Annotated in this window: 20 protein-coding genes; all 20 read right to left on the bottom strand. The window is 37.0% G+C overall.

Annotation, left to right across the window (positions count from 1 at the left end):
* Nucleotides 1–132: 132 nt before the first annotated feature.
* Nucleotides 133–906, bottom strand: a complete 774-nt coding sequence (locus tag HYG86_RS15775) for a M15 family metallopeptidase (protein ID WP_213166520.1) — start codon at nt 904–906, stop codon at nt 133–135.
* Between the two features lie 130 nt (nt 907–1036).
* Nucleotides 1037–3661: a VWA domain-containing protein gene (locus tag HYG86_RS15770; protein WP_213166519.1), complete on the bottom strand. Its 2625-nt coding sequence runs from the start codon at nt 3659–3661 to the stop codon at nt 1037–1039.
* Nucleotides 3651–5438: a vWA domain-containing protein gene (locus HYG86_RS15765; protein WP_213166518.1), complete on the bottom strand. Its 1788-nt coding sequence runs from the start codon at nt 5436–5438 to the stop codon at nt 3651–3653. Before HYG86_RS15765 ends, HYG86_RS15770 begins: the two co-directional genes overlap by 11 nt.
* 19 nt (nt 5439–5457) lie before the next feature.
* Complete coding sequence (locus HYG86_RS15760) at nt 5458–6336, bottom strand: DUF58 domain-containing protein (RefSeq protein ID WP_213166517.1); 879 nt, start codon at nt 6334–6336, stop codon at nt 5458–5460.
* A gap of 11 nt (nt 6337–6347) precedes the next feature.
* Complete coding sequence (locus HYG86_RS15755; RefSeq protein WP_246451831.1) at nt 6348–7304, bottom strand: AAA family ATPase; 957 nt, start codon at nt 7302–7304, stop codon at nt 6348–6350.
* A gap of 13 nt (nt 7305–7317) precedes the next feature.
* Nucleotides 7318–8733 carry a coiled-coil domain-containing protein gene (locus HYG86_RS15750; RefSeq protein WP_213166515.1) on the bottom strand — a complete coding sequence of 472 codons (1416 nt, stop codon included), beginning with the start codon at nt 8731–8733 and terminating at the stop codon, nt 7318–7320.
* Nucleotides 8734–8735: 2 nt separating this feature from the next.
* Nucleotides 8736–9590, bottom strand: coding sequence for an ABC transporter permease (locus tag HYG86_RS15745; RefSeq protein WP_213166514.1), 855 nt, complete (start codon nt 9588–9590; stop codon nt 8736–8738).
* Entirely contained in the window at nt 9580–10512 is a 933-nt protein-coding gene (locus tag HYG86_RS15740) for an ABC transporter ATP-binding protein (protein ID WP_213166513.1), read from the bottom strand. Before HYG86_RS15740 ends, HYG86_RS15745 begins: the two co-directional genes overlap by 11 nt.
* Nucleotides 10505–12712, bottom strand: coding sequence for a hypothetical protein (locus HYG86_RS15735; RefSeq protein ID WP_213166512.1), 2208 nt, complete (start codon nt 12710–12712; stop codon nt 10505–10507). Before HYG86_RS15735 ends, HYG86_RS15740 begins: the two co-directional genes overlap by 8 nt.
* A gap of 217 nt (nt 12713–12929) precedes the next feature.
* Nucleotides 12930–13742, bottom strand: coding sequence for a DUF7305 domain-containing protein (locus HYG86_RS15730; RefSeq protein WP_213166511.1), 813 nt, complete (start codon nt 13740–13742; stop codon nt 12930–12932).
* A complete protein-coding gene (locus tag HYG86_RS15725; protein WP_213166510.1) occupies nt 13739–14299 on the bottom strand; it encodes a hypothetical protein in 561 nt (186 codons plus the stop codon). The genes HYG86_RS15730 and HYG86_RS15725 overlap by 4 nt, the downstream gene beginning before the upstream one ends.
* Nucleotides 14300–14453: 154 nt before the next feature.
* Nucleotides 14454–14933: a PilW family protein gene (locus tag HYG86_RS15720; RefSeq protein WP_213166509.1), complete on the bottom strand. Its 480-nt coding sequence runs from the start codon at nt 14931–14933 to the stop codon at nt 14454–14456.
* A complete protein-coding gene (locus HYG86_RS15715; protein ID WP_213166508.1) occupies nt 14933–15361 on the bottom strand; it encodes a prepilin-type N-terminal cleavage/methylation domain-containing protein in 429 nt (142 codons plus the stop codon). The genes HYG86_RS15720 and HYG86_RS15715 overlap by 1 nt, the downstream gene beginning before the upstream one ends.
* Nucleotides 15339–16391, bottom strand: a complete 1053-nt coding sequence (locus tag HYG86_RS15710; protein WP_213166507.1) for a DUF7305 domain-containing protein — start codon at nt 16389–16391, stop codon at nt 15339–15341. Before HYG86_RS15710 ends, HYG86_RS15715 begins: the two co-directional genes overlap by 23 nt.
* Nucleotides 16392–16605: 214 nt before the next feature.
* On the bottom strand, nt 16606–16938 hold the full coding sequence (locus HYG86_RS18335) for a competence type IV pilus major pilin ComGC (RefSeq protein ID WP_281391290.1): 333 nt from the start codon (nt 16936–16938) through the stop codon (nt 16606–16608).
* 114 nt (nt 16939–17052) lie between these two features.
* The gene (locus HYG86_RS15700; RefSeq protein WP_213166506.1) at nt 17053–17793 is read right to left on the bottom strand and encodes a prepilin peptidase; all 741 of its coding nucleotides are present in this window, start codon (nt 17791–17793) and stop codon (nt 17053–17055) included.
* 2 nt (nt 17794–17795) lie between these two features.
* Nucleotides 17796–18383: a type 4a pilus biogenesis protein PilO gene (gene pilO, locus HYG86_RS15695; protein ID WP_213166505.1), complete on the bottom strand. Its 588-nt coding sequence runs from the start codon at nt 18381–18383 to the stop codon at nt 17796–17798.
* The gene (locus HYG86_RS15690; RefSeq protein ID WP_213166504.1) at nt 18383–18913 is read right to left on the bottom strand and encodes a PilN domain-containing protein; all 531 of its coding nucleotides are present in this window, start codon (nt 18911–18913) and stop codon (nt 18383–18385) included. The genes pilO and HYG86_RS15690 overlap by 1 nt, the downstream gene beginning before the upstream one ends.
* Nucleotides 18910–19839: a pilus assembly protein PilM gene (gene pilM, locus HYG86_RS15685; protein ID WP_213166503.1), complete on the bottom strand. Its 930-nt coding sequence runs from the start codon at nt 19837–19839 to the stop codon at nt 18910–18912. Before pilM ends, HYG86_RS15690 begins: the two co-directional genes overlap by 4 nt.
* A gap of 21 nt (nt 19840–19860) precedes the next feature.
* Nucleotides 19861–21063: a type II secretion system F family protein gene (locus HYG86_RS15680; RefSeq protein ID WP_213166502.1), complete on the bottom strand. Its 1203-nt coding sequence runs from the start codon at nt 21061–21063 to the stop codon at nt 19861–19863.
* Nucleotides 21064–21069 lie beyond the last annotated feature (6 nt).

Below are 21069 nucleotides of genomic sequence, written 5' to 3'. Positions count from 1 at the left end.
ATACCCCCTTTTTTTCTGTACATAATTATATACTAACTAAAACAAAAATTGTAGTAAAATTAAACTTGATCAGCAATAATAATTTTAAAATAACTTTATTTTGTTCACTTTTACTTATCTGCAAACAGCCACCTAATTCAAATCGATATCCTTTTGAAAGTGATGATAATCCTTTACCCTTGTCCAATCACCGCCCCAAGTCCAACCTCGACTTTTGAAAGCATTATAAGCTGGGTCTCCTTTGACTATCATACCTTTCCTAACATTCTCCCTGTCAAGAAACTCCTTCCCCTCTATGGGTAGAACTTTACCTCCAACAATATATGGGTTCTGAACAGGATTTATATCAATTGCTAAGCCATATGAATGGGTTGATATAACGTTAGTGCCTTCTACTACTCTGTAGCAAAAAGCAGATGTATTGTTATCTTTCATTGATAAATTGTCATCTGCATAATATTCATCAATTAATCTCATTTTTGCAATGGGATACTTAGCCTCGTATAACTCTTGAAAAATTTCAACCACTTCTTGTGCAACTTTTCTGTGAACAATTAGTTCTCCTATCTGTAACTGTTCATCAAAATCCCAATATGTAAGATTTAAATATGACAAGTCCTCTAAACCTACAGGTGCATCTTCATGCCAGGATACCCCTGTGATTTTATCAATGATATAATTAGGCAAATCCATGATCTCAAAAACTGGAGTAAATCCATTATTTTCTAGATCTTTTTCATTATGTAGAGCTTCCATTTGGGACTTATTGTTTGGAATTACTTCATTCTCTTTTGGCAAAAACAACAGATATACGTCTTTTGTGGTTACTGCATCAACAAAAACCCATATTAACAATAGAATAACACTTACTAGTATTGATCTTTTAAAAATCTTAATTAGATACATTTTTTTCTCCTTCACATAGTTGATTCTAAACTTATTTCTACAAGACCTTGTCCTTTTCCTTTAAGTTTTAATTATATTTATCTATATTTACAAAAAAATATAAATAGAATCCCCTTGCGAAGCACGCCAACTAATTGTTCTTGTGCCTACCTTTCTTAGCCTTAAGCAGCCTAGACATGGCGTCTTCCCCTGCTTCTATCTGCTCTTCAGGTGTATTTTCTTTCTTTTTAATCTTAGGCAGCCTAACAGTTGGTGCAAAGCGCCTAAAGGCTATGTCCAATGGCCATATTAGTAGTGATAACAGTATGAATATCCAGCTTATATCTACACTTCTTCTCACAGGGTTGTAGTTTGCATTAAAGACTTCTGAGGGTCTTGTTAGTATCCTTCCTCCAGTTGCTTTTGCCAGCTCCTCTAACATATTAGAGGAGCTTTTTAGGTTTTCTATGGCAAATTCCTTGGAATATGGTACAACAAAGCCATTCATGCTCAGAGCCCTTATTTGCTCCCCTTGCTTTCTTGTGGCATTTATAAAGTATATCCCTTGTGATAGAGCAGGTGTTGTTGCCCTATAGCTATTGCTTGAAGCAGCAGACAGAACAATATTTTCCCTGTTTCCTTCTTCGTCGATGATACTTAGCTGTATGCTCTCATCTTCATCTAGGGGTTCTCCAACTAATATATCAATTTGAGCACCAGCATCTTTTAGTGTTATGGCAGCTGAAATATCACCATAATTCCCTCTACCAGATACCCAACTTAGGGTATCCATCCAAAAGCTGGGGAAATCAGCCCCTTGCATGAAGTTTTTCGACCACATCCCAAATGTATCAGTTGTAAAAGCAACAGTCCTACCTAGGCCGTATTGCATTCGAGCATATAGGGGGTGCTCCCTGTGGGTGAAGATTATACCTTCACCTTGGTGTTTTAGCGTAGAGCCTATATAACCATTAAACTCGGGTAATCCAGAGCTAAATGGGGTAAAGGAACTCCTAACAACAGAGGGAACAAAATCCTCTTCAATGATGTAGTTCCCCCCAGCTAGGATTGTCTCTTTAGCAAATACCCCAGGTAAATCTTGAACATTACGGACATCGTAAAATCGTCCTCCCCCATTTACTGCTAGGTACTCCATTAGCCTGATATCTGCGTCATCACCTAGGGCAATACTTGATAATGTAATGGAGCTATCCCGCATTTTTTCTAATAAGGGTTCATAGTTCTGGGGTCCTTCAACACCATCACTTAGGAGGATGATATGTTTGTTTTTACTGCTGCTATCAAATAGTTCCACGGCTTTTTCTAAGGCAGGGTGAATGGAAGTACCACCACCTAATGGAATCCCTTGAATTATATTCTTCAGTCTATCCTTTTCTGATGTGGGTGTTAATTGAAAATCAACTGTGTATCCATGGTCAAATGTTATTAAACCCAGCCTATCTTTTTCAGTTAGTATATCAAGGGCTGAGACCCCTGCATTTTTAGCCATATTTAGCTTTTCCCCACTCATACTCCCGGATTTGTCTATGACTAACACTAGGTCTACACCAGGCATCTCTTCTTCGTTTTCAACTTCCATGGTGATGGGTAAAATCTCCTCAAGGGGAGTATCCTGATATAGCCCTACACCAAAGGAATTTCTACCACCTGTGGCAATAAAACCTCCACCTATAACATCAACAAAGTTTTTTATGTTTTTCATTTGAGTATCACTTAAAAAATACGCAGGTACATCCACGAATATTATTGTCTTATAATTAAGTAAACCCTCTAAGCTATTTGGAAACTGATTAACTGTTATGGGATCAACATCCACCCCATTATAGGCGAAAACATCAATAAGTGACTGACCGACACCACGGCTTCCTTCCACTAACAACACCTTTGGTGCAGCCTCCACAAAGGTAAGCCCTTGGGCTTTATTGTTTTGACCTATGGTATCTGCTTTTGGTTGAATTGTTGCAGTCACCCGCTGAAAACCAGATCCTTTTATCTCCACAGGAAATACAGTTTTTTGTCTCCCTGAACTGATATTTACTTCACCGTTATAAATTAACTGTTCATTCATGAATAACGAAAGCACTCCACTGGTATTTACAGTGCTTTCTAATTCTATTTCAACACTTATCCTTTGGCCTGCAAAGCTCACTGAGGGCAAACTTACCTGGCTAATGGCCACTTCAGTATCTATCCCAATTTTCAAGGGATAAACATCCACTGGGATATTGTTTGCCTTAAGAATTTTTGCGTAGGACAAACTATCACCTACATTTTCATAACCATCACTTATTATTACTATCCTATTATTGCTATCCCTAGGGAGTAGCCCATGGGCAGTCTTCATTGCCCCCTCAATATTTGTAAAGTCTCTTTTAACTTGTACATTGGCAAAGTTAACGGGATTATTGCTCTCAAAGGAATTCATCAGTTGGGTATCTAGCCCCATTGCCAAAACGGCCCACTGATCATTTTTCCCTTTAAAACTCTGGCTTTCCCTAATCCAATCCTCAAACCCTTCTGTATATTGCATACTTTGAGAACTATCGGATAAATAGATAATGGACTGACCTTTAAATCTTTGAACAAATTGTGGCTGGCATAAGGCTATTATCAAAGGGATGATAACAAATGCCCTTAGGAACAAAACACTTCCTTTACGTTCTGTATACTTGGTTTTCTTTCCCCCGAACCATAAAAACAGCATCAATGGTATAAGTAATAATAAATAGATTGGCTTTAGAAAACTAATAGACATAATTATCAACCCACCATTCAAAGGATATTACCACCAAAGCCAGTAGCAATAAAATCCATGTTAAATTAAAATTTCTTTTACCCCTATCTCCTTCTATATCCCTTGCTCCAACTACTTTTATGTTTTCTCTGGATGACAAACCTTCCCCTGTTCTAGGATGGTTCACAGGTAAATACATGGTATTTTCCATCCATTTCAGTGTATAAACCCCTGTTTGTGCTATCTTCTCACCTAATATGGGGAAAGTACCTTCTATGTTTTTGTTAGCCCCACTAGGGTCAACCAATGTCAACTGGTGTACACCAAGGGGTGGTGAATATGTGGGGTAATTGTATAAACTAAAGCCTTGGACGTCGATCTGGTAGTCCATCAGAAAGTCCATGACATTTATTAACATTATGGGAAAGGCAGGACGCAAGTGAAAATCTCCCCCTTGGACGGGAAATCCAAATACCACCATGGGATATCCAGCATTTTCTAGCTCTACCACTAGATTCCCATTGGTACTAGTCAGGATTGCTCTTCCCCCTTGTAAGACTTTACTGAAATGTATTGTAACATCAGAAAAATCCACATACCTTACCAGTTCACTTTGCCCTGGGGTAATTGTGTCTATCTTCACTGGTTGGGATAAAGAAAAATGCCTATTGGGATATGGAGGATCAAAGATAAGTACAGGTGCAGATGGTAGGCTCTGTGGCAAGAAACCATCGAAAATGTAGATATCATATTTATCCAACAAATCATCATGAAATTTATCTGGTTGTACCTTGCTTATGGTTAGAGCATCACTTAGTAGAAGTGCTTTTTCCAAAAAAACGTTCCCCTCTGTAATTAAGAGTGCTTTGGTGTTTTTGGATGCTGTGTTCACACTATAAAAAATATTATCCTCCAAAAGTTGATCTCCTTGGGACTCAACCTCTACTTTAAACCATGGGGATTCCCCTGGAAGGTTGCGCCAGATTAAATTTTGTCTAGCTTGGGGTTCAAGTTCCACCAAGCGTCTTCCAACCCTATTGTTTAAGTGATCATAAACAGATATATTTCCTTTTAAAGTGGTTGATCCGTTGTTACCAACTAGGACACTTAGCCTCTGATTATCTACAATTGCATTCTCTATATAAAGATTGCTTACATTACCATTGCCTGTATGTATAAACTCAAATTCACCAATTGGATAACTAACCTCTTCAAAGTTACCGTCACTGATGAGAATAATATCTAATTCAGCAGTATCTTCGGTCATACTCTCTGCCATTAAAAATGCTTCTTCTATATTGGGCGAGCCAGTGGATAGGTGGATATTTTCTAAGCTATCCAGTAGTTGATTTTTGCTACTTGTAAGTCCAATTATAATTTCAGCCTGATTCCCTGCAGCTATTATTGCCATTTTTGTGTTGGATTTTTTTTTGTTTATTTGACTTTCCAGTTGTTCAATGGCTTTATCTAACCTGGACTGGCCATCCTCTAAAACTGCCATGGAAATTGAAGTGTCTATTATAATCACACTGTCATTGGTATTTTGACCCATCCCCAAAAGGACAGGCCTAGCTAAAGAAAGCACCAACAACAATGCCAAAAAAAGTTGTAGGAATAGAAGCATGTTTTTTAGGATTTTATTTATGTTTAGGGCCGAGGATGTCAGTTTATCTAGCCTTTTCCATAGCAAAATACTGGAGACAACCCTGGGTGTTGTCTTTTTTCTCATCATATATAATAAAAGAATAATAGGTAAAGATATAAGCCCTGCAAAAGCTATTGGTGTTAAGAATCCCACGACCTCATTCCTCCCCTAACTAAAGTTTCCCTGTTGTGACGTTATTTTTAATACTATGTAATACCTCTAAACTGTTTTGTTGACTATTTACAAATACATAGTTGATACCCCTATTTGTACAGAACTCCTTTATACTATTTGAGTGTTCATTAAAAGCTTCTTTATAAGCTCCAACAGTCCAATAGTCCATATCAACGTCTTTGGCTTTTCCCGTCTCAGAGTCTAAAAGCTTAAGACCGCCTTTAAAGTCTGGATCTATCTCTTCAGGACTTGCCATCTGAAATACCCAAACATCTTGCTTCATCTCAATAAGCTTATTTATCCCTTGTTGGTAGCCCTCTTCATCAAGGAAGTCAGAAAAAACCAGTGTAACCTGCTTAGGTTTAAGTACCTTCTTTAAGGAATTTAAACTGCCGTTTAAGTTACCAGTTCCGTTAAACTCTAGGTTTTCCATAAACCTTAATATCTTATTATAGCTCTGAATCCCATGTACTGGTGCCAGGTAGTTCTCTAAACCCTTAACTCCAACAGCCACGGAAACCCTATCATAGGCTTTAAGGCTAATGTACGCAAAAGATAAAGCTAGTTCCATGGCCCTAAGCCCCTTATGTGGATTCCCATAATCCATGGATTTGCTGCCATCAACAACAATGTTGATGGTTGCATCCACTTCACTACGATTAAGCTTTGTATATAGTCTTTGTGACCTGCCATACAAGGACCAATCAATACGCCTAACATCATCTCCAGGGATATATTGCCTAAAGTCTGCAAATTCCAGGGATGCCCCATACTTATTTGTTAGCCTTTTTCCACTGTTATTACCTGTGATTCCACCTTTAAAGGCAAGAGCAAGCTGATTTAATTTACTGTAATCTAGCGCAAAATTCCAGCCCATATTACAAGCCCCTAGCCCTTTTCAACTTTAGCTATAATATCTTTGATAATCTCATCTGCCATTATTCCATCACCTAAAGCTTCAAAGTTAAGGATAATTCTATGTCTTAAAGCTGGTATAGCCACTTTGTCGATATCACTAAAGCTTACATTAAAACGTCCATCCATCATGGCAGATACCTTAGCAGCTAGGATAATACTTTGAATTCCCCTGGGGCTCGCTCCAACATCCACATATTTTTTAACCATATCTGTGGCATAGGTTTCTGTTTTATGTGTTGCAGACAGCACCTTTATACTATAGTCTAGGACCTTTTCAGCTACAGGTATTTCCCGGGCAAGTTTGTTTATTTCCTGAATATCGTTTCCATCCATGATTTTTTCAGCCTGCTGAGGATTTCCCCCTGTGGTACGTAGGACAATTTCCTTCAGTTCAGAAAATTTAGGGTAAGCTACATTTATTTTAAACAAAAAGCGGTCAAGCTGAGCCTCTGGCAGAGGATAGGTTCCTTCCATCTCCAATGGATTTTGAGTTGCAATTACAAAAAAAGGTGCAGGTAACTGGTGGGTTTTTCCAAACACCGTTACCTTTTTTTCCTGCATGCTCTCCAAAAGAGCACTTTGGGTCTTTGGGGTAGCCCTGTTGATTTCATCTGCCAACACTAAGTTAGCAAAAACAGGACCTTTCTTAAACTGAAAATCATCATCTGACCCTGGCACTATGATATTTGTACCTGTTATATCCGATGGCATGAGGTCTGGTGTGAATTGAATTCTGTTGTGACTTATTTGGAGCACATCAGATAGGGTTTTAACCAGCATGGTTTTACCTAGGCCTGGTACACCCTCAAGGAGTACATGACCACCAGAAAAAATTGCTATAAGGGATAGGTCTATGACTTCTTCTTGCCCAACAATAACCTTCGAAATTTCTTTTTTTACCTGATTAATTTTCTCTAAAACTTCCATATCTTTTTCCTCCTTAAGGTGCGATGGATTGAAAATATTTTCTAACATAGTCCTCTAAGGGTTTAGGTATGTCTAATCCTGTCACAGATGTGATGGCCTCTTTGTGATAACCTTTGTATATATCCTTATAGGGGCTATTTATAATGTTTGGGTTCATTCGCATAATATCACGCAAAGTATATTCTCCCTCATCACCATCTAAAACTAACTCCTTATCACTGGGTATATATACATAATCCTCTGGAGTTGATGTGTCACCACCTGTGGGACTTGAACCACTGCCTTGCCCCTCACCTTCACCGCCTTCTCCCTCTGAGGCACCGCCTTCTCCACCTTGAGAGCCTTCACCTTCACCACTAGGGCCATCTGATCCTTCACCCGGCGATTCTCCTGGTCCTGGCTCAACTTCACTACCTGGTCCATTGGCTCCTTCCCCTAGCATTTCCTCAAGGGGGGCAGTACCATTGCTTTCTTGTAGTTCTTCTAATAATTCTCCTAGCTGTGCTAAGTTCTCTGTTGTAGGATTTGTATTTATGGCGTCTGATAATTCCTGTAGTCTTTCCCTTTGGTTAGTACTTAGGTTATGGTCTTGAAGATTCTCAATTCTTTCTAGCAGTTCTTCCTTTAATAGTGGGTTATCTTTCAGTTCATTTTCCAAGTCAGTTGATGTGCCAAGTAAATCTCGAAGCTCAGATATATCTTTTAACATCTCCTGTTGATCTTCTAGTTCCTTTAATAGAAGTTCCTCTAACTCCTTTAGGATTATTTCTAGTTCTTCACTTTCTTTAGCATTTTGAGCTATATCTTTAAGGGCCTCTAGTTCTTCTATAAGCTGGTCGTATTTCTCTTGGTCTATCTCAAGTAACCCTTCTAAGACCTCGTCTATTTCCGCAACGACTTCCTGTTGTTTTTCTTTCAGACCCGACTCTCTTTCAATGCTTTGGGAAATCTGTGGTGCCACCAATATACTGGCAATTAAAATTAATATCATAATTGTAGCAGTTAATATATTACTTTTAAATTTTTTCTTATCCCAATCAAAGCTAAGGTTTACTTTAGATATAAAGGATTTCACTTCACCACGCATGGCAGTTACTCCCCTTTTAGATTCACTTTCCTTTTCATACTCCAAGAAAGTTATAATCCTCTCCTTAGTTTCCAGTTGTTTATCTAAAACCAAAGCTATTTCTTCTACCCTAGGCCTGTGTAGGTAAAAGTATATTAGAGTTACAAGTAGTGTTAATAGATTAAGGGTTATAAAAATAAACCCATAGGAAGGGTTATCTTGCATAACCCCTCCTAGGATTTGTAATGGTATATTGACCATGGCCAAAATAGTTATAGCTTTTATTAGAGATAAAAGGCAGTACTTCAGGATATATTTTCGAACTAATGGCAGTAATCTATCTAGTTCTTGGGGCCATTTCATAATTATCCGCTCCTTTTACCTTTCTTTAGTGGATTTACCGCTACTGTAGCTCCGTACAGTGATAGCACACTTAGGGTTAAATTGGTTACCACTCCCATATGCCAAAACTTCAACCAGCTAAAAAATCCTACAAAGGGATACAATCCAAAGCTAAAGAATCTAAGGGGTTCCTCAATTTCTGGATAAATCCACTCTGCAATGATACCGGGGTTTAACACCAGTAAAAATGGAAATGGGCCATCTTTCCCTTGACTTTGAAATATTGCTACTATTATAGCCGTCATGATAAGGGTTAGTCCTAATAATACTAATGCTACACCATAGCTAAAAATTACTGCTGACTGACTCTTTTTGAACTTGGTTGATAAAAAGATATAGTAACTACCGTAAACAAATGCAGCATAGATGTATATAACAACTAGTTTAATAACTTCTCCCAAGGAAACCCCACCCAGTAAAAAAACAAAACCATATACGGGTAGTGATGCAAATATTACTAGAACCACAGTGCTTAGGGCTGCAAATAGCTTCCCCCCCACAATACTAAGTGGGGATAGTTGAGTACACACCAGAAGATCGAAGGTCTGCTTTTCCTTTTCGCTGGATATGGAGTTTGCAGTAAACCCTGGTACTAAGAAAAATATCATCAAAAACTGTATGACACTTAGGAATATAAATAAAAATCTTCCTACTTTTGCTAAGTCTGCATACCCGCTACGGATTTCCCAAAGGGATGTGGAGAAAAATAGTATCCCTATTCCCCCTAGTACTAAAAGATAAACAGATACCATACCAAAAGTACGCCAATTACGCATCCTAAGTCTCAGTTCATTTGTCAACAGAGGATTAACCTTCATATTTTTCCACCTCCGTCAATTGCATAAATATTTCTTCTAGGTTCTGCTTTTTAGGGTTGAATCCTGTCACTAAAAACCTGTTGGACATTTCCCTTAAAAGCTGACCAATCTCATGATCAGACCCCGAGAATAAAACTTCAAAACTTCCTAAGTTGTTTATATTAACATCCCTTATTGAACTCTGCTCCAGTAGCCAAACCTTTGCTTCATCAATATTTTCTAAGACTTTGATATCTAAAAGAACATCTCCTTGAACCCTAGAGAGAACCTGATCTATGGGACCCCATATGGGCATCTGCCCATTAACAATTATACCTATATCAGTACAAAGCTCCGAAAGCTCCAGTAAAATATGGGAGCTAATAATCACAGTTTTGCCCATTTTTCGGAGTTCCCTAAGTATATTTCTTAATTCCACCCTGGCCCTTGGATCTAACCCTGATGCAGGTTCATCTAGAATCAGAACATCTGGTTGATGAATAAGGGTACGGGCCAAACATAGCCTTTGTTTCATACCCCTAGACAGGTTATTCACATAATCGTCTCTTTTGTGATTTAGGCCTACTAACTCTAGCAAGTCTGGGCTCATCTTTCTTACATCTGCTAAAGTGCATCCCGACGCTTCACCGTAGAATTCTAGGTATTCATAAACCTTCAAATCATCATAAACTCCAAAAAAATCGGGCATGTAACCAAGCATCCTTCTAGATCTTTTTATATCTGAGAAAAGAGACTGACCACCTATCTCTATATCTCCATCTGTTTTAGTCAAAAGTGTAGACATTATCCTCATGGTAGTTGTTTTACCAGCTCCATTTGGACCTATAAGTCCAAAGATGCTACCTTTGTTTACCTCAAAGCTTATATCATTCACTGCTGTGAAGTTGCCGTATTTTTTCACTAAGTTTTTTACCTTAATCATTAGTAGCACCTCCAATCACAGAGAATTTTATTCCTGATAGTTCAAGGTCAACATTGCTATTTTCATCACTAATTACTAGTTTTATGGACAAAATATTGTTCCTGACGTAGTTTTCTAATTTTGGAAGATCAAAACTTCCACCCATACCGCCAACTTGGTGCTTTTCCCACTGTGAAGTTTCTTGATTAAGTACCTGATATTCCACATTTCCATAGGCCCTAAAGCCGTTTATGTTAACTCGACCAGTAAAACCTTGGTAATCCACACCCTTAGGGAGCTCAAAAACCATTTCCATTTCCCCAGCACCACTTATATAGTACTGATGGGTTCTCCAGTTATCATAGTGCTGAAAGTCAACCTTAGAAACAACTGCTGATATGTTTGAAACTGCTGTTGTTTCTTTTATGTCTATTTCCATATTGTTTTGATGTACTATACTAAAGTTCATTAGCTTTGTTATGGGCGACCCTTGGAACTCTATAGGTGTATATTTATCATCAAATGCTATAAAGGTGTAGTTCCCTGAACTTAAGGCCATAGACTCAATAACCTGTGAGTACATATGGGAGGTTACTCCTAGCCTTTGGAACAGGCTTTGGTAGTCCACATGTACTGAGTTTGCTTTTAAAGAAAGCTTTTTTGTTTCACCGGGACTTATCTCACCAACTCTGTACCATCTATCTCCTACCACTAGATAACCGTCAAATATCTCGTAATCATAGTTATTAGTGATGCTTGCTGCGGTCTCCTTTTCAAGAAGTTCAAGTTTTACAATAGGCCCAGACATGTTCTTAGTGGTACTTATAACTGCCCTTTGATTAGACCATATTCTAGCTTGAGATGTCTCAAGGGTTGTGTTGTTTATCAAAGTTAACCCATTGGTTGTTGGTGCTACACTTAGGAAGTTAGCCTGCATTTTTTTAGTTCTACCGTTTGGCATAAAGAAGTTATTGTAGCTTTCCACATAGGCTGTGCCGTTGTTAAAGTATTCAATAACATTTAGTTGAGTGTTAGCCATATCTTTGCTTCTCCCCGTGCTACCCACAAGGAATAGTATTATTGTAAATACAACGGATAAGGCAGGGATTGTAATCCAACCATAGTCCATCTTGTTATATTTTTTAAGCATGGCAAAATTGAATGGCCCCACTAAGAGAATATAAGCAATTAGACCAAAAAATAGAAAACCAGGTGATAAGAAATTCAGCCCACCTAAGTCAACACTCATTAAGGTTAATAATCTATTAGCCTCTCCCACCCTATATTCAGTGCCTTGGTATCTAGGTGGGTTACTAAGGATTATTGCTTCTAGATATTTTTCAAAGTCATTTACATTATCAAAAAAACTATCAGCAAAGTTTATAGTGGAAAAAACTACTCTCCCTTGATTAGTATCTTTTGTGATTATTAGTGGAAGTTCTTCTGTGCCTAAGGCTATATCACCTAAAACCTCACCACTTGTAAATAACACATTTGATTTTCCTTCAAAAAATGGTATATTTAGCTCTTTTTCTAAGTTATTGCTCACCCTATATGGCATGATATCCGGGTTTATTATACTGGTGTTCTCAACGGTTGTGCGTCCACCACCAATTACTAAATTTCCTCCCCTTTTTAGCCATAGCTCTAGGTTTTCCTTTTGCTGTGCTGAAAGGGTAAGATTGTCTAACTCATCTATAATAATAGTACCTAGGTTCTCCATAAAAAGGTGATTATTAAAGTGTTCCTCTTTCATTGGCACTGTCTCTAGGTCGATAAAATTTTGTATTCTTTTGAATCTGTCTGGATTTTTTGATACCACTCCTATGTAATGGCTTGTGCCCGAACCACGGTAATAGCTTACACTAAATCGGTGTGAAGATACCGCCTTGTTGTTCTTATTTTTCACATATACATCCACCTGATTTATATTTTCCACACCCATGGGAGGTATGTAAAACTCCACTGTGATTTTCTTTCCTCTTTCTATAAATATTTCTTGTATGTATTTACCTCCAGCATCAACTTCCACTTGCCCTGTAAAATCTTGATCCCCTTGATTTTCTATTTCCACTTCAACCCTGTTCCAGTTTTCCCTTTGTATCCCTTGCCCGAAGTTTGATGTATATGTTGCCTTGATCTTCTCGTCAGCCGAGGCCATACTTGGGCTAAGCGTTAGTGTAATAATAGTTAATAGAATAAGTGCTATGGCTTTTTTCAAGTGTTATACCCCCTTTTTATTTATTACTTTAATATTAGCTTATTTTAGGTGTTTTGGGTATGAATTTTTTGTTAATTTTTTGACACTTAAACAATAGGCAGAGAATCTTACAGAAAAAAACATTTGGCCACTAACTTACACTAAAGGGCGATACAATAATTGTGTGATAAAGTTCGTGGTATAAAAAAACTGTAGCTTTAATGGCTACAGTTTTTGATTATTTCCATATTGGTTTGTATGATACATTTCCGCCGAAAAGTGATTCCAAAAACGGATCTCCCTTTACATCAGTATATTCTAAGGTAGTGTTACCACTCATGGAAAACTCATTAGAAATAACAACTCCTTTAACATTTGCCCCTGCATCTACACTCACCTTGGCGTTTGGGGCATAGATTGCCCTTACATTGGCGGTGGCAGATCCACTAAGATTTACGTTTTTTCCACCTGTTATAATATTTCCTTGAAAACCCCCTGAATTGAATAATTGAACATCTGCATCCTCTGCGTACAGTGAAGCATATATTTTTTGGCTACCACTTATGTTTACTACCTTTGGATGAGATGGATTACCTGAACCCTTTAAATAAATGGTCAAGTTTTGGGTTTTATCCTCACTGTTAATTCTACCATTGTTAAAGGTTATATTATTATTTACATAAATAGTCAGTTTTCCTGTACCCAGAATATTTATAAAACCATTTTCAATATTTAACTGTTCTACCACTATTACGCGATCTTGATTACCTATATTGATATTAAGTGTTCTACCACTGTTCATGTTAATTTGGTTAAATTTATAGTCACTATTTAGATGTAGGGTAAAGTTTGCAACTTGATAGTTTGTTATATTTAGGTTACCTTCTGCAATAACATTGTGAGTTCCTTCTACCATATTGGGGTGAATTGGAAGGTTAGGGAAAACAGGAAAATTTGGCATAGAAAATGTTAGTGGCTCATCTGAAGTCTTGACCTGTCCATGTATCTTAAATCCATAATTTATTTGACTTTTACTAATGGATGGATTCAATATATATATACGTCTCCTGAAATATATTGCCCACCACTACTGTTAAAAGCTATTTGAGTTGGTGAGTTAAAATCAGTTGCAACAGAACCTAAAATCCTTGTACTTCCTGAGAATGTAATGCTATTAGATACATAGAGTGCATTATTACCCGTTGGAAAACTTGATTCACTTGTATTTTTGATTTCTAAGCTCACCACTTCTTTTTGGCCATTGTGTTGCCCAGTGGCTTTAATGGTATATATATTTCCACTTTCTGTTATTGTAATATTTACTGCCTTTGAACTGTCACTTGCCTCTACAAAATTCCCTCCTAGATCTCCACTTAGGTACACCACCCCTGCTATATTGAACTCTTTGTTCTTTAACCACTGCTGCCCTATTTCTACTCCAGACCTTGCCAAGTAGTATGCTTGAGTTTTATAGTTGTGAAGTGTTGCTTGTTTTCCTTCTGTTCCCATGGAATAAAGGGCTGTTGTGCCTAATACTGTCATTAACATCATTACAATGAGTATTAATATCAACCCTGATCCTTTTTCTTCATTAAGTATTTTTATCATTTATTATACCTCCACCCCAAAAGTAGCTTGTCCACGTATTATTAATCCCATATTATCTTATTTTATAGGATATAGATAGTGGTTTAATAAAAATTCGAGAGTATTTATCTCGTATAGAATACGACAGACCATTGCTTTAAAAGCAATAGTCTGTTTAGTCTGTTGTTTCATAGTAAAGGACCTGATTAGTAAGTTGTATACTTAGTGGATTGTCTAGTGTGAAGTTATTTAATAACAGTTGGTTTTTCATGTTAAATCTATTTTCTTTTGTGATTATTTCATAAATTAATATATTTCCATTTGTGTTAGAGTTTACAATTATGTTCTGCACCCATTTAAGAGAAACAGATTGGTTGTTATTGTAGTAAAATTTGTTGTTCACAAGCTTCAACTCATGGTAGTCAGAGCCACTATCTATGGTTAACTCCAATGCATTTCTCAACTGTTTTTTTATTATTTCATCAACTAAACGTACTTCCTGCTGAATATCAGCTTGAGATGTACTAGTACTAAAGCTCCTCAAACCAAAAAAGTATAGGGAAAAAGCCAGTGCCATAACTATACTCATTATCACCATGGATATTATGACCTCTATTAGGGTTATCCCCCTGTCATTTCTAAGGAAGTTTAGCATCAGTCTTCCCCCCTTATAAATGACTTCAATTCCACAGATCGATCACCATTTTTGTAATATGCTACTATAGTAACATTGAACCCATCTATTTCACCGAGAAGTGTTGATTGTTGAACTGAATAGCTGAAATTCCCCTCTAAGCTATCTAAAAATTCATTTAATTGACCAATATTTTCAAAGGGTTGAGAACCATAAAGTATCTCCATGATATCCGAGGCCAGCACCATGGCGGTATTTTTATTGCCCATGGAAAATACATTTATAACACTGTTGCTAAAAATAGATAGAAAAGCCAGAACTATTATAGATATTATCAGGATAGATATTATTACTTCTATAAGGGTAAAGCCTTTGTTGTTATTAACTATTCGATGCATCTCATCACCTTTTCTTACATAGTGAAATCTATTTACTCCAATGCCTTTCAAAGCTTGATGAACCAGTACCAGTGACCAATTCATCTATGTTTGTAAAAGCCCCTTGAAGCAGAAGGTTTACATCATGCTCTATAACCTGACCATTGCTACTGGGACCGTTGAACTCTTGGGCTATGAATCCCCCGAGCATTGGTTCTGTGGCACTGCCACCACCATTCCATGTCACTACAGAATAAGGTGCATATACAAATGCATTAATTCTCGAGCCACCTGATATGGTAACTTCAGAGCCATCCATAACATAAATAATTATTTTACTGTTGCCCTCTGTTTTAATTTCTCCATTACCGTGTAACTCCAACTCACCTTGGACTAGTAAATGTAGTATATTATTGCCTTCCACGGTGATAGTTCTGTTAGTCTTCTCTCCATGTACCCTAACGTATAAGTCTCCAGAACTAGTGTTGTAGTTATTCTGTAGAGAAGTTATGGCTGGAAATAAGCTAGCATCAAATTGGGGTAGCTCAGACATGGGTATATTTGCATTTTCAGTTATATCGGGAGCGTCAGTTTTGTTTTTTGTTGCAATGGTTGAGTTGCTACCTATGGGACCAACTATAGAAATATTATTCTTTAGATCCATTTTATCTGGTTGGTAGGACAAAGTAAATATGGCATAGTCGAGTAATGAAAAACCTGGAAGTGTTAACTCCAGTACCACAACATCTTCTACACCTTTAAAAATTCCCGTAGAGGTTATTATAACTTTGTTGTCATCCCTAACTGCCTCTATAGCAATACTGCCGTTATTTCCCAAGGGATTTGTCATGTCAGATGGTATAGAGCTAATTAACATATCTATGTCTGAAATATTGTTTGGGTTTTGAATGATATACTCTGAAACTGCTTCAGCCCCAGTTCTTGCAAGATAATAAGCCTGTACCTTGTGGTCATGCCTTGCTGCTTGTTTACCCTCTGAGCTCATGGCAAATAGCGCAGTGCTACCCAACACTGCCATAATCATCAAAACTATTAGTACAAGGGTTAAACTAGATCCCTTGTTGTCCAAAAATTTCAACATCCCTCCACTTCCTTTCAGTCCATGGAATTTAGAGGATTTATTATTAGTAACTTTAGAAAACTCCTCCTGAAATAAATTATGCATAAACATCCTCAGGTAGTATTATATTTTATTCTCCTCTATATGTGAGAAAGCTCCAAAATATTTATTTTGAAGCTTTCTCACATACCCTGTCTGTGGGACAGGGTGGTGATGGTTGATTGTTGAAGAGTACTTAGTCTTCGTCAACTTTTAATTCAGAGATTTTACCGTTATCAGTATCAAATGTAGTACCTTCATATTTATCAAGAATTTCTTCATCTAAGTATTCTGTCAAAGCACTAATATCCGCTGGAAAACTACCAACCTCTGCATAATACATCTGAGCTGCACTTTCAATAATTCTGATATCAGCCTTTTCTGCTGCATCTTCTGCTCTGCTTGTAAAGGCACCTAACCTAGGGATTGCGATTGCTGCCAAGATACCAATGATTGCGATTACTACGATAAGTTCGATTAGTGTAAAGCCTTTTTGTTCATTTAATTTCTTACCAAAGAATTTAAACATTTTTATTTCCTCCTCTTTTTTATATGTTTTTTTGCCTCTAGCAAATAAAACCCTTTATTAGTACTTTCGACCTAATAGAGTTAAATTCCTGCAATAATTATAAAATTGTCACTTTTAAATTAACCTTGCCCATTTTAAATATAAATCAATAATTTTCTCTCCCCAGAACAATGCCACAACTGTACCCATCACCATATATGGTGCAAAGGGTATGGCTTTTTTTCTGCTTGCTCCAGTTAACAAAAGAACTATCCCAATTAAACCCCCAAGGACGAAAGACAAAAACACAGCTAGTATCCCAGGTCCTATGCCTAGGTATAATCCCATGACAAAAGCTAGTTTTACATCTCCTCCACCCATACCTCCTTTAGACAGTACAGCTATGAGGTAAAATGCTATACCTAGACCTAAGGCTACCAGTATATTTATGTAGTTATTATTTACAACAATATATGGCACAGAGCAGATGATAAGGTAAATGATAAATTGATCTGGTATGATCATTTCTTCTAAGTCTACAACAGTGATTGCCAAAAGTACCAACAGCAAATTATACAAGATAATAAAATCTAAGATATTATTGAAAAACTTGAATACAATAACTGCTGTCACTGCAGCTACTATCTCAATAATTGGATATTGGATAGAGATTTTCTCCTTACAATTAAAACATTTCCCTCTGCTAATTAAGTACCCCACAACTGGAACTAGGTAAAGGGGTGGAATTTTCTTCCCACAACCCATACAGCTAGAAGGTGGAGAAACAATGGATTGCTTCTTAGGTATACGGAAAATACAAACGTTTAGGAAACTTCCCAAACATAGACCAAACACTGCAATTATAGCTAAATCCATACTTACTGACCTCTAAACAGAGCTTCATTGGAAAAATTAAATTGTCCATCTGGCACTTCGTGGAATGATTGACCATATACATTTACAACTAAATTTGCGTTTAAAGACCCCTGGTTTCCATTGAGATTCACTCTCTCAATTTTTGTAAGCCTTGTGTTGTTTTCAATGTTATTTATCAGTGAATAAATGCTATTATATGGTCCTGAAAAGGTCAGTGTAAGTTGCATGTGTTTTTCTTGGCTTTCAACTAGATTCAAGCTGATATTTGGTCTTGAGAGACCAGTATCAGCAAACAAACTCTCTATCCAAAGTATTATCTCCGGTACTTTACCTTCAGCAGGCAGTATTTTTTGTAACTCATTTATATCATAACTACCATATCTATTTTTAAGTCCATTATAGGTTGCTAACTGCAGGTTTAGTTCATCTTCCCTAGACTGTAAAGACTCTAACTGTTTATTAGCATCCTTAAGTGTTGTCATTGATGTTTCAAAAAGTGTTATATAAATAACATAAAGAAATATTAGACTACAAAGAATTATAAGCATATTTCTCTCTCTGGAGGATAATTTTTTAAACATTTCTAGCATTATTCACCCCTCCTTAGAGAACCTTGAACTTGAAAGACATACTGACCTTCTACTAAGTTAACATGGGGTATTGAAAACCCTTCATACATGTTCCAACTATTTAGAGACTGCAAAAATAAAGAAACAGCTGATAAATTACTTACTCTTCCATTTAAAATTATTCCTTCGGGATAAATAGATGCATTAGTAATTGTTACAGCAGGTGGCGTATGCTTTGCTAAATCATTAAAAACCTCAACCTGGCTTATGTAACTTGCATCAATTTTCTCCATTAACATAACTATATCCCTTACATTCTGCAAGTGAGAGTTTTCATTGTCCACTGCTAAAAGGTTGTTTTCTAAAGCTTCTATGTTTGCATTAGCAGAGTTTATTAGCTTATTAGTACTTAGTATGTTTATTCTCAGTCCTATGAAGCTTCCTAGTACAGTTAAGAGAACTACACTTGCTAATAGTACAGTTGCAAATCTCTTGAATATAAATTTTGGCTCTGGTCTATATTGTAAGGGAAGTAAATTTATATTTCTCATGGGTTCAACCTCCACTTCCCTAAACCTCTAACCAGTAGATTTTTGCTTTCTTCACATATCTGAGGAGCTCTACCTGAAACTTCAGTGATGATATCCGTAAGCTCAGCCATGTTGCTGTTTCCACCTATAAGGTAGACTTTAGTAAAATTACTACTTTGTTGATTGCCAAATCTATACCTAAAATAATCAAATGATCTGTTAAGCTCCCTTTGTAAATCCATTAAAATTCCTCTAAAGGTCATAGGCTGGTAATTCTTTGCCAGTCTATCCTTCAAAGCCACTTTTTTATCTATGCCCATGGACGCAGATAAAATGTTGTCGAAATCAGCTCCTCCAATGTTAATACTACGCGAGAAGCTAAAAATCGAGTTTTGGTATATATGGATATCTGTTGTGGCATTACCGATATCGACTACCAGTTGTAAACCATCTTCTTTTTCTTTAAAAATCTTCCTTGCTATGGCCATGGCTGGAATATCTATGGCCAATGGTGTGAGCCCTGACCTTTGGATTACATTTATATACGGAATAACTAGTTCATTTTTAATGGCCATTGCTAAAATCTCCATTGTCTGCACATCTTTCTTAAGTACTATATAGTCCAATACCCCTTCTTTAGCAGGAAAAGGAACTATATTATCAGCCTCTAGTTCAAGATAATTTTGTATTTCTGTTTCGCTCATCATGGGGATTTTCACTACCTTAGTAAAAACACTAGGTCCATTGTAAACTAGTACAGCACTTTTGTTTTGAAGTTTTTTATCTAAAACTAGAGCTTTAATAGCTTCGGCTATTTTCCCCACATCTGATATAACACCACTTGAAATTGAATCTTCAGGTGTTTGTATTTCATACACTTTATCTTGGTAAAACAGCTTGATATATCCACTTCCAATATCTATAGCGACAAAATTAGAATTAAACATTTTCTCCCCTCTCCCCTACAATTAAATGTGTTGCATCATATCAAACATTGGTAACAATACTGCTGCTAGTATAAGGCCAATAAATATAGCTACAACCACTATCATCAATGGCTCAATAAGTGATGCAAGTCTTTCAGTGGAGTACTTTACGTCCTGTTCATGGTATACGCCTATTTTTTCTAGCATAGTTTCCAGATTACCGGTCTCTTCACCAACTGAAAGCATCTGTAAGGTGAGGTTATCTAAATACCTGCTTTTCTTGAATTCTTGAACAAGGGTACCACCTTCTTGAATACCCACTAGTACGTCTAGGATCTCTTCACCAAAACTGTTATTATCAACTGCCTTTGATACCAACTGTAGGGAAGTTACGATACCCACACTACTGGCTGTCATTAAGGACATTGTTCGACAAAACCTTGATACTGCGATTTTTTTTATAAGCTTGCCAAAAACAGGCATCCTTGTCTTTCTATAATCCCACCAAATACGTATATTTGGTTTTTGTAATAGTAATCTCATTCCAAAAATAGTGGCACATATAAGTAAGATTAAAGAAATTATATTCCTTTGGAGAAACTCCGAAGAAGAAATTAAAATCTTCGTTATCAAAGGTAGTTCATCACCTGCTCCCATCTGGTCAAACATACTAACAAAGTTTGGAACAATAAATGCAAGCATAAACACTAAAGCAACTAAGGCAAACCCTCCGATAAACATTGGGTATGTCATTGCGGATTTTACTTTCTCTTTAATTTCCCTCTCACTTTCAAAGTACAAGGAAAGCCTCTCCAGCACTGTGTCTAGTACTCCTCCTGCTTCACCAGCTTCAACTAGGGAAACAAATATCTGTGGAAAAACATCTTCCCTTTTTTTCACACTATCTGTCAGGGTATTTCCATTTTCTAGCTCTCTTATTACATCTGTTACAGCATCTTTAAGAAGTTTATTTTCAGTTTGATCTGCCACTGTCTGAAGTGATCTGGTTATTGACACTCCTGCTTTTAGCATTGTTGAGGTTTGGCTACAAAACAAAGCTAAATCCTTTACTCCAACCTTACGTTGAAAAAGTTTAATTGTTGTCTGGAGCTGCGCTCTTTTCAGTTGTAAAACAAAAAGGTTTTTTTCACGGAGTAAATGTAGGGCCCTTTTTGAATCCTCTGCGTCTAACTGCCCTTTTATCAGTTCCCCCGTTATGTTTTTGGCAACATATTGAAATAACAACCTCTC

This window comes from Alkalicella caledoniensis (assembly GCF_014467015.1).
Taxonomy (GTDB): domain Bacteria; phylum Bacillota; class Proteinivoracia; order Proteinivoracales; family Proteinivoracaceae; genus Alkalicella; species Alkalicella caledoniensis.
The sequence above is the reverse complement of the archived record's forward strand: the minus strand, read 5'-3'. Positions and strand labels throughout refer to the sequence as shown.

Excerpts from the sequence above, each read along its gene's own strand:
- HYG86_RS15775 (WP_213166520.1), bottom strand. The coding sequence starts at position 906 with ATGTATCTAATTAAGATTTTTAAAAGATCAATACTAGTAAGTGTTATT.
- HYG86_RS15770 (WP_213166519.1), bottom strand. The coding sequence starts at position 3,661 with ATGTCTATTAGTTTTCTAAAGCCAATCTATTTATTATTACTTATACCA.
- HYG86_RS15760 (WP_213166517.1), bottom strand. The coding sequence starts at position 6,336 with ATGGGCTGGAATTTTGCGCTAGATTACAGTAAATTAAATCAGCTTGCT.
- HYG86_RS15755 (WP_246451831.1), bottom strand. The coding sequence starts at position 7,304 with ATGGAAGTTTTAGAGAAAATTAATCAGGTAAAAAAAGAAATTTCGAAG.
- HYG86_RS15750 (WP_213166515.1), bottom strand. The coding sequence starts at position 8,733 with ATGAAATGGCCCCAAGAACTAGATAGATTACTGCCATTAGTTCGAAAA.
- HYG86_RS15745 (WP_213166514.1), bottom strand. The coding sequence starts at position 9,590 with ATGAAGGTTAATCCTCTGTTGACAAATGAACTGAGACTTAGGATGCGT.
- HYG86_RS15740 (WP_213166513.1), bottom strand. The coding sequence starts at position 10,512 with ATGATTAAGGTAAAAAACTTAGTGAAAAAATACGGCAACTTCACAGCA.
- HYG86_RS15725 (WP_213166510.1), bottom strand. The coding sequence starts at position 14,299 with ATGATAAAAATACTTAATGAAGAAAAAGGATCAGGGTTGATATTAATA.
- HYG86_RS15720 (WP_213166509.1), bottom strand. The coding sequence starts at position 14,933 with ATGCTAAACTTCCTTAGAAATGACAGGGGGATAACCCTAATAGAGGTC.
- HYG86_RS15710 (WP_213166507.1), bottom strand. The coding sequence starts at position 16,391 with ATGTTGAAATTTTTGGACAACAAGGGATCTAGTTTAACCCTTGTACTA.
- HYG86_RS18335 (WP_281391290.1), bottom strand. The coding sequence starts at position 16,938 with ATGTTTAAATTCTTTGGTAAGAAATTAAATGAACAAAAAGGCTTTACA.
- HYG86_RS15700 (WP_213166506.1), bottom strand. The coding sequence starts at position 17,793 with ATGGATTTAGCTATAATTGCAGTGTTTGGTCTATGTTTGGGAAGTTTC.
- pilO (WP_213166505.1), bottom strand. The coding sequence starts at position 18,383 with ATGCTAGAAATGTTTAAAAAATTATCCTCCAGAGAGAGAAATATGCTT.
- HYG86_RS15690 (WP_213166504.1), bottom strand. The coding sequence starts at position 18,913 with ATGAGAAATATAAATTTACTTCCCTTACAATATAGACCAGAGCCAAAA.
- pilM (WP_213166503.1), bottom strand. The coding sequence starts at position 19,839 with ATGTTTAATTCTAATTTTGTCGCTATAGATATTGGAAGTGGATATATC.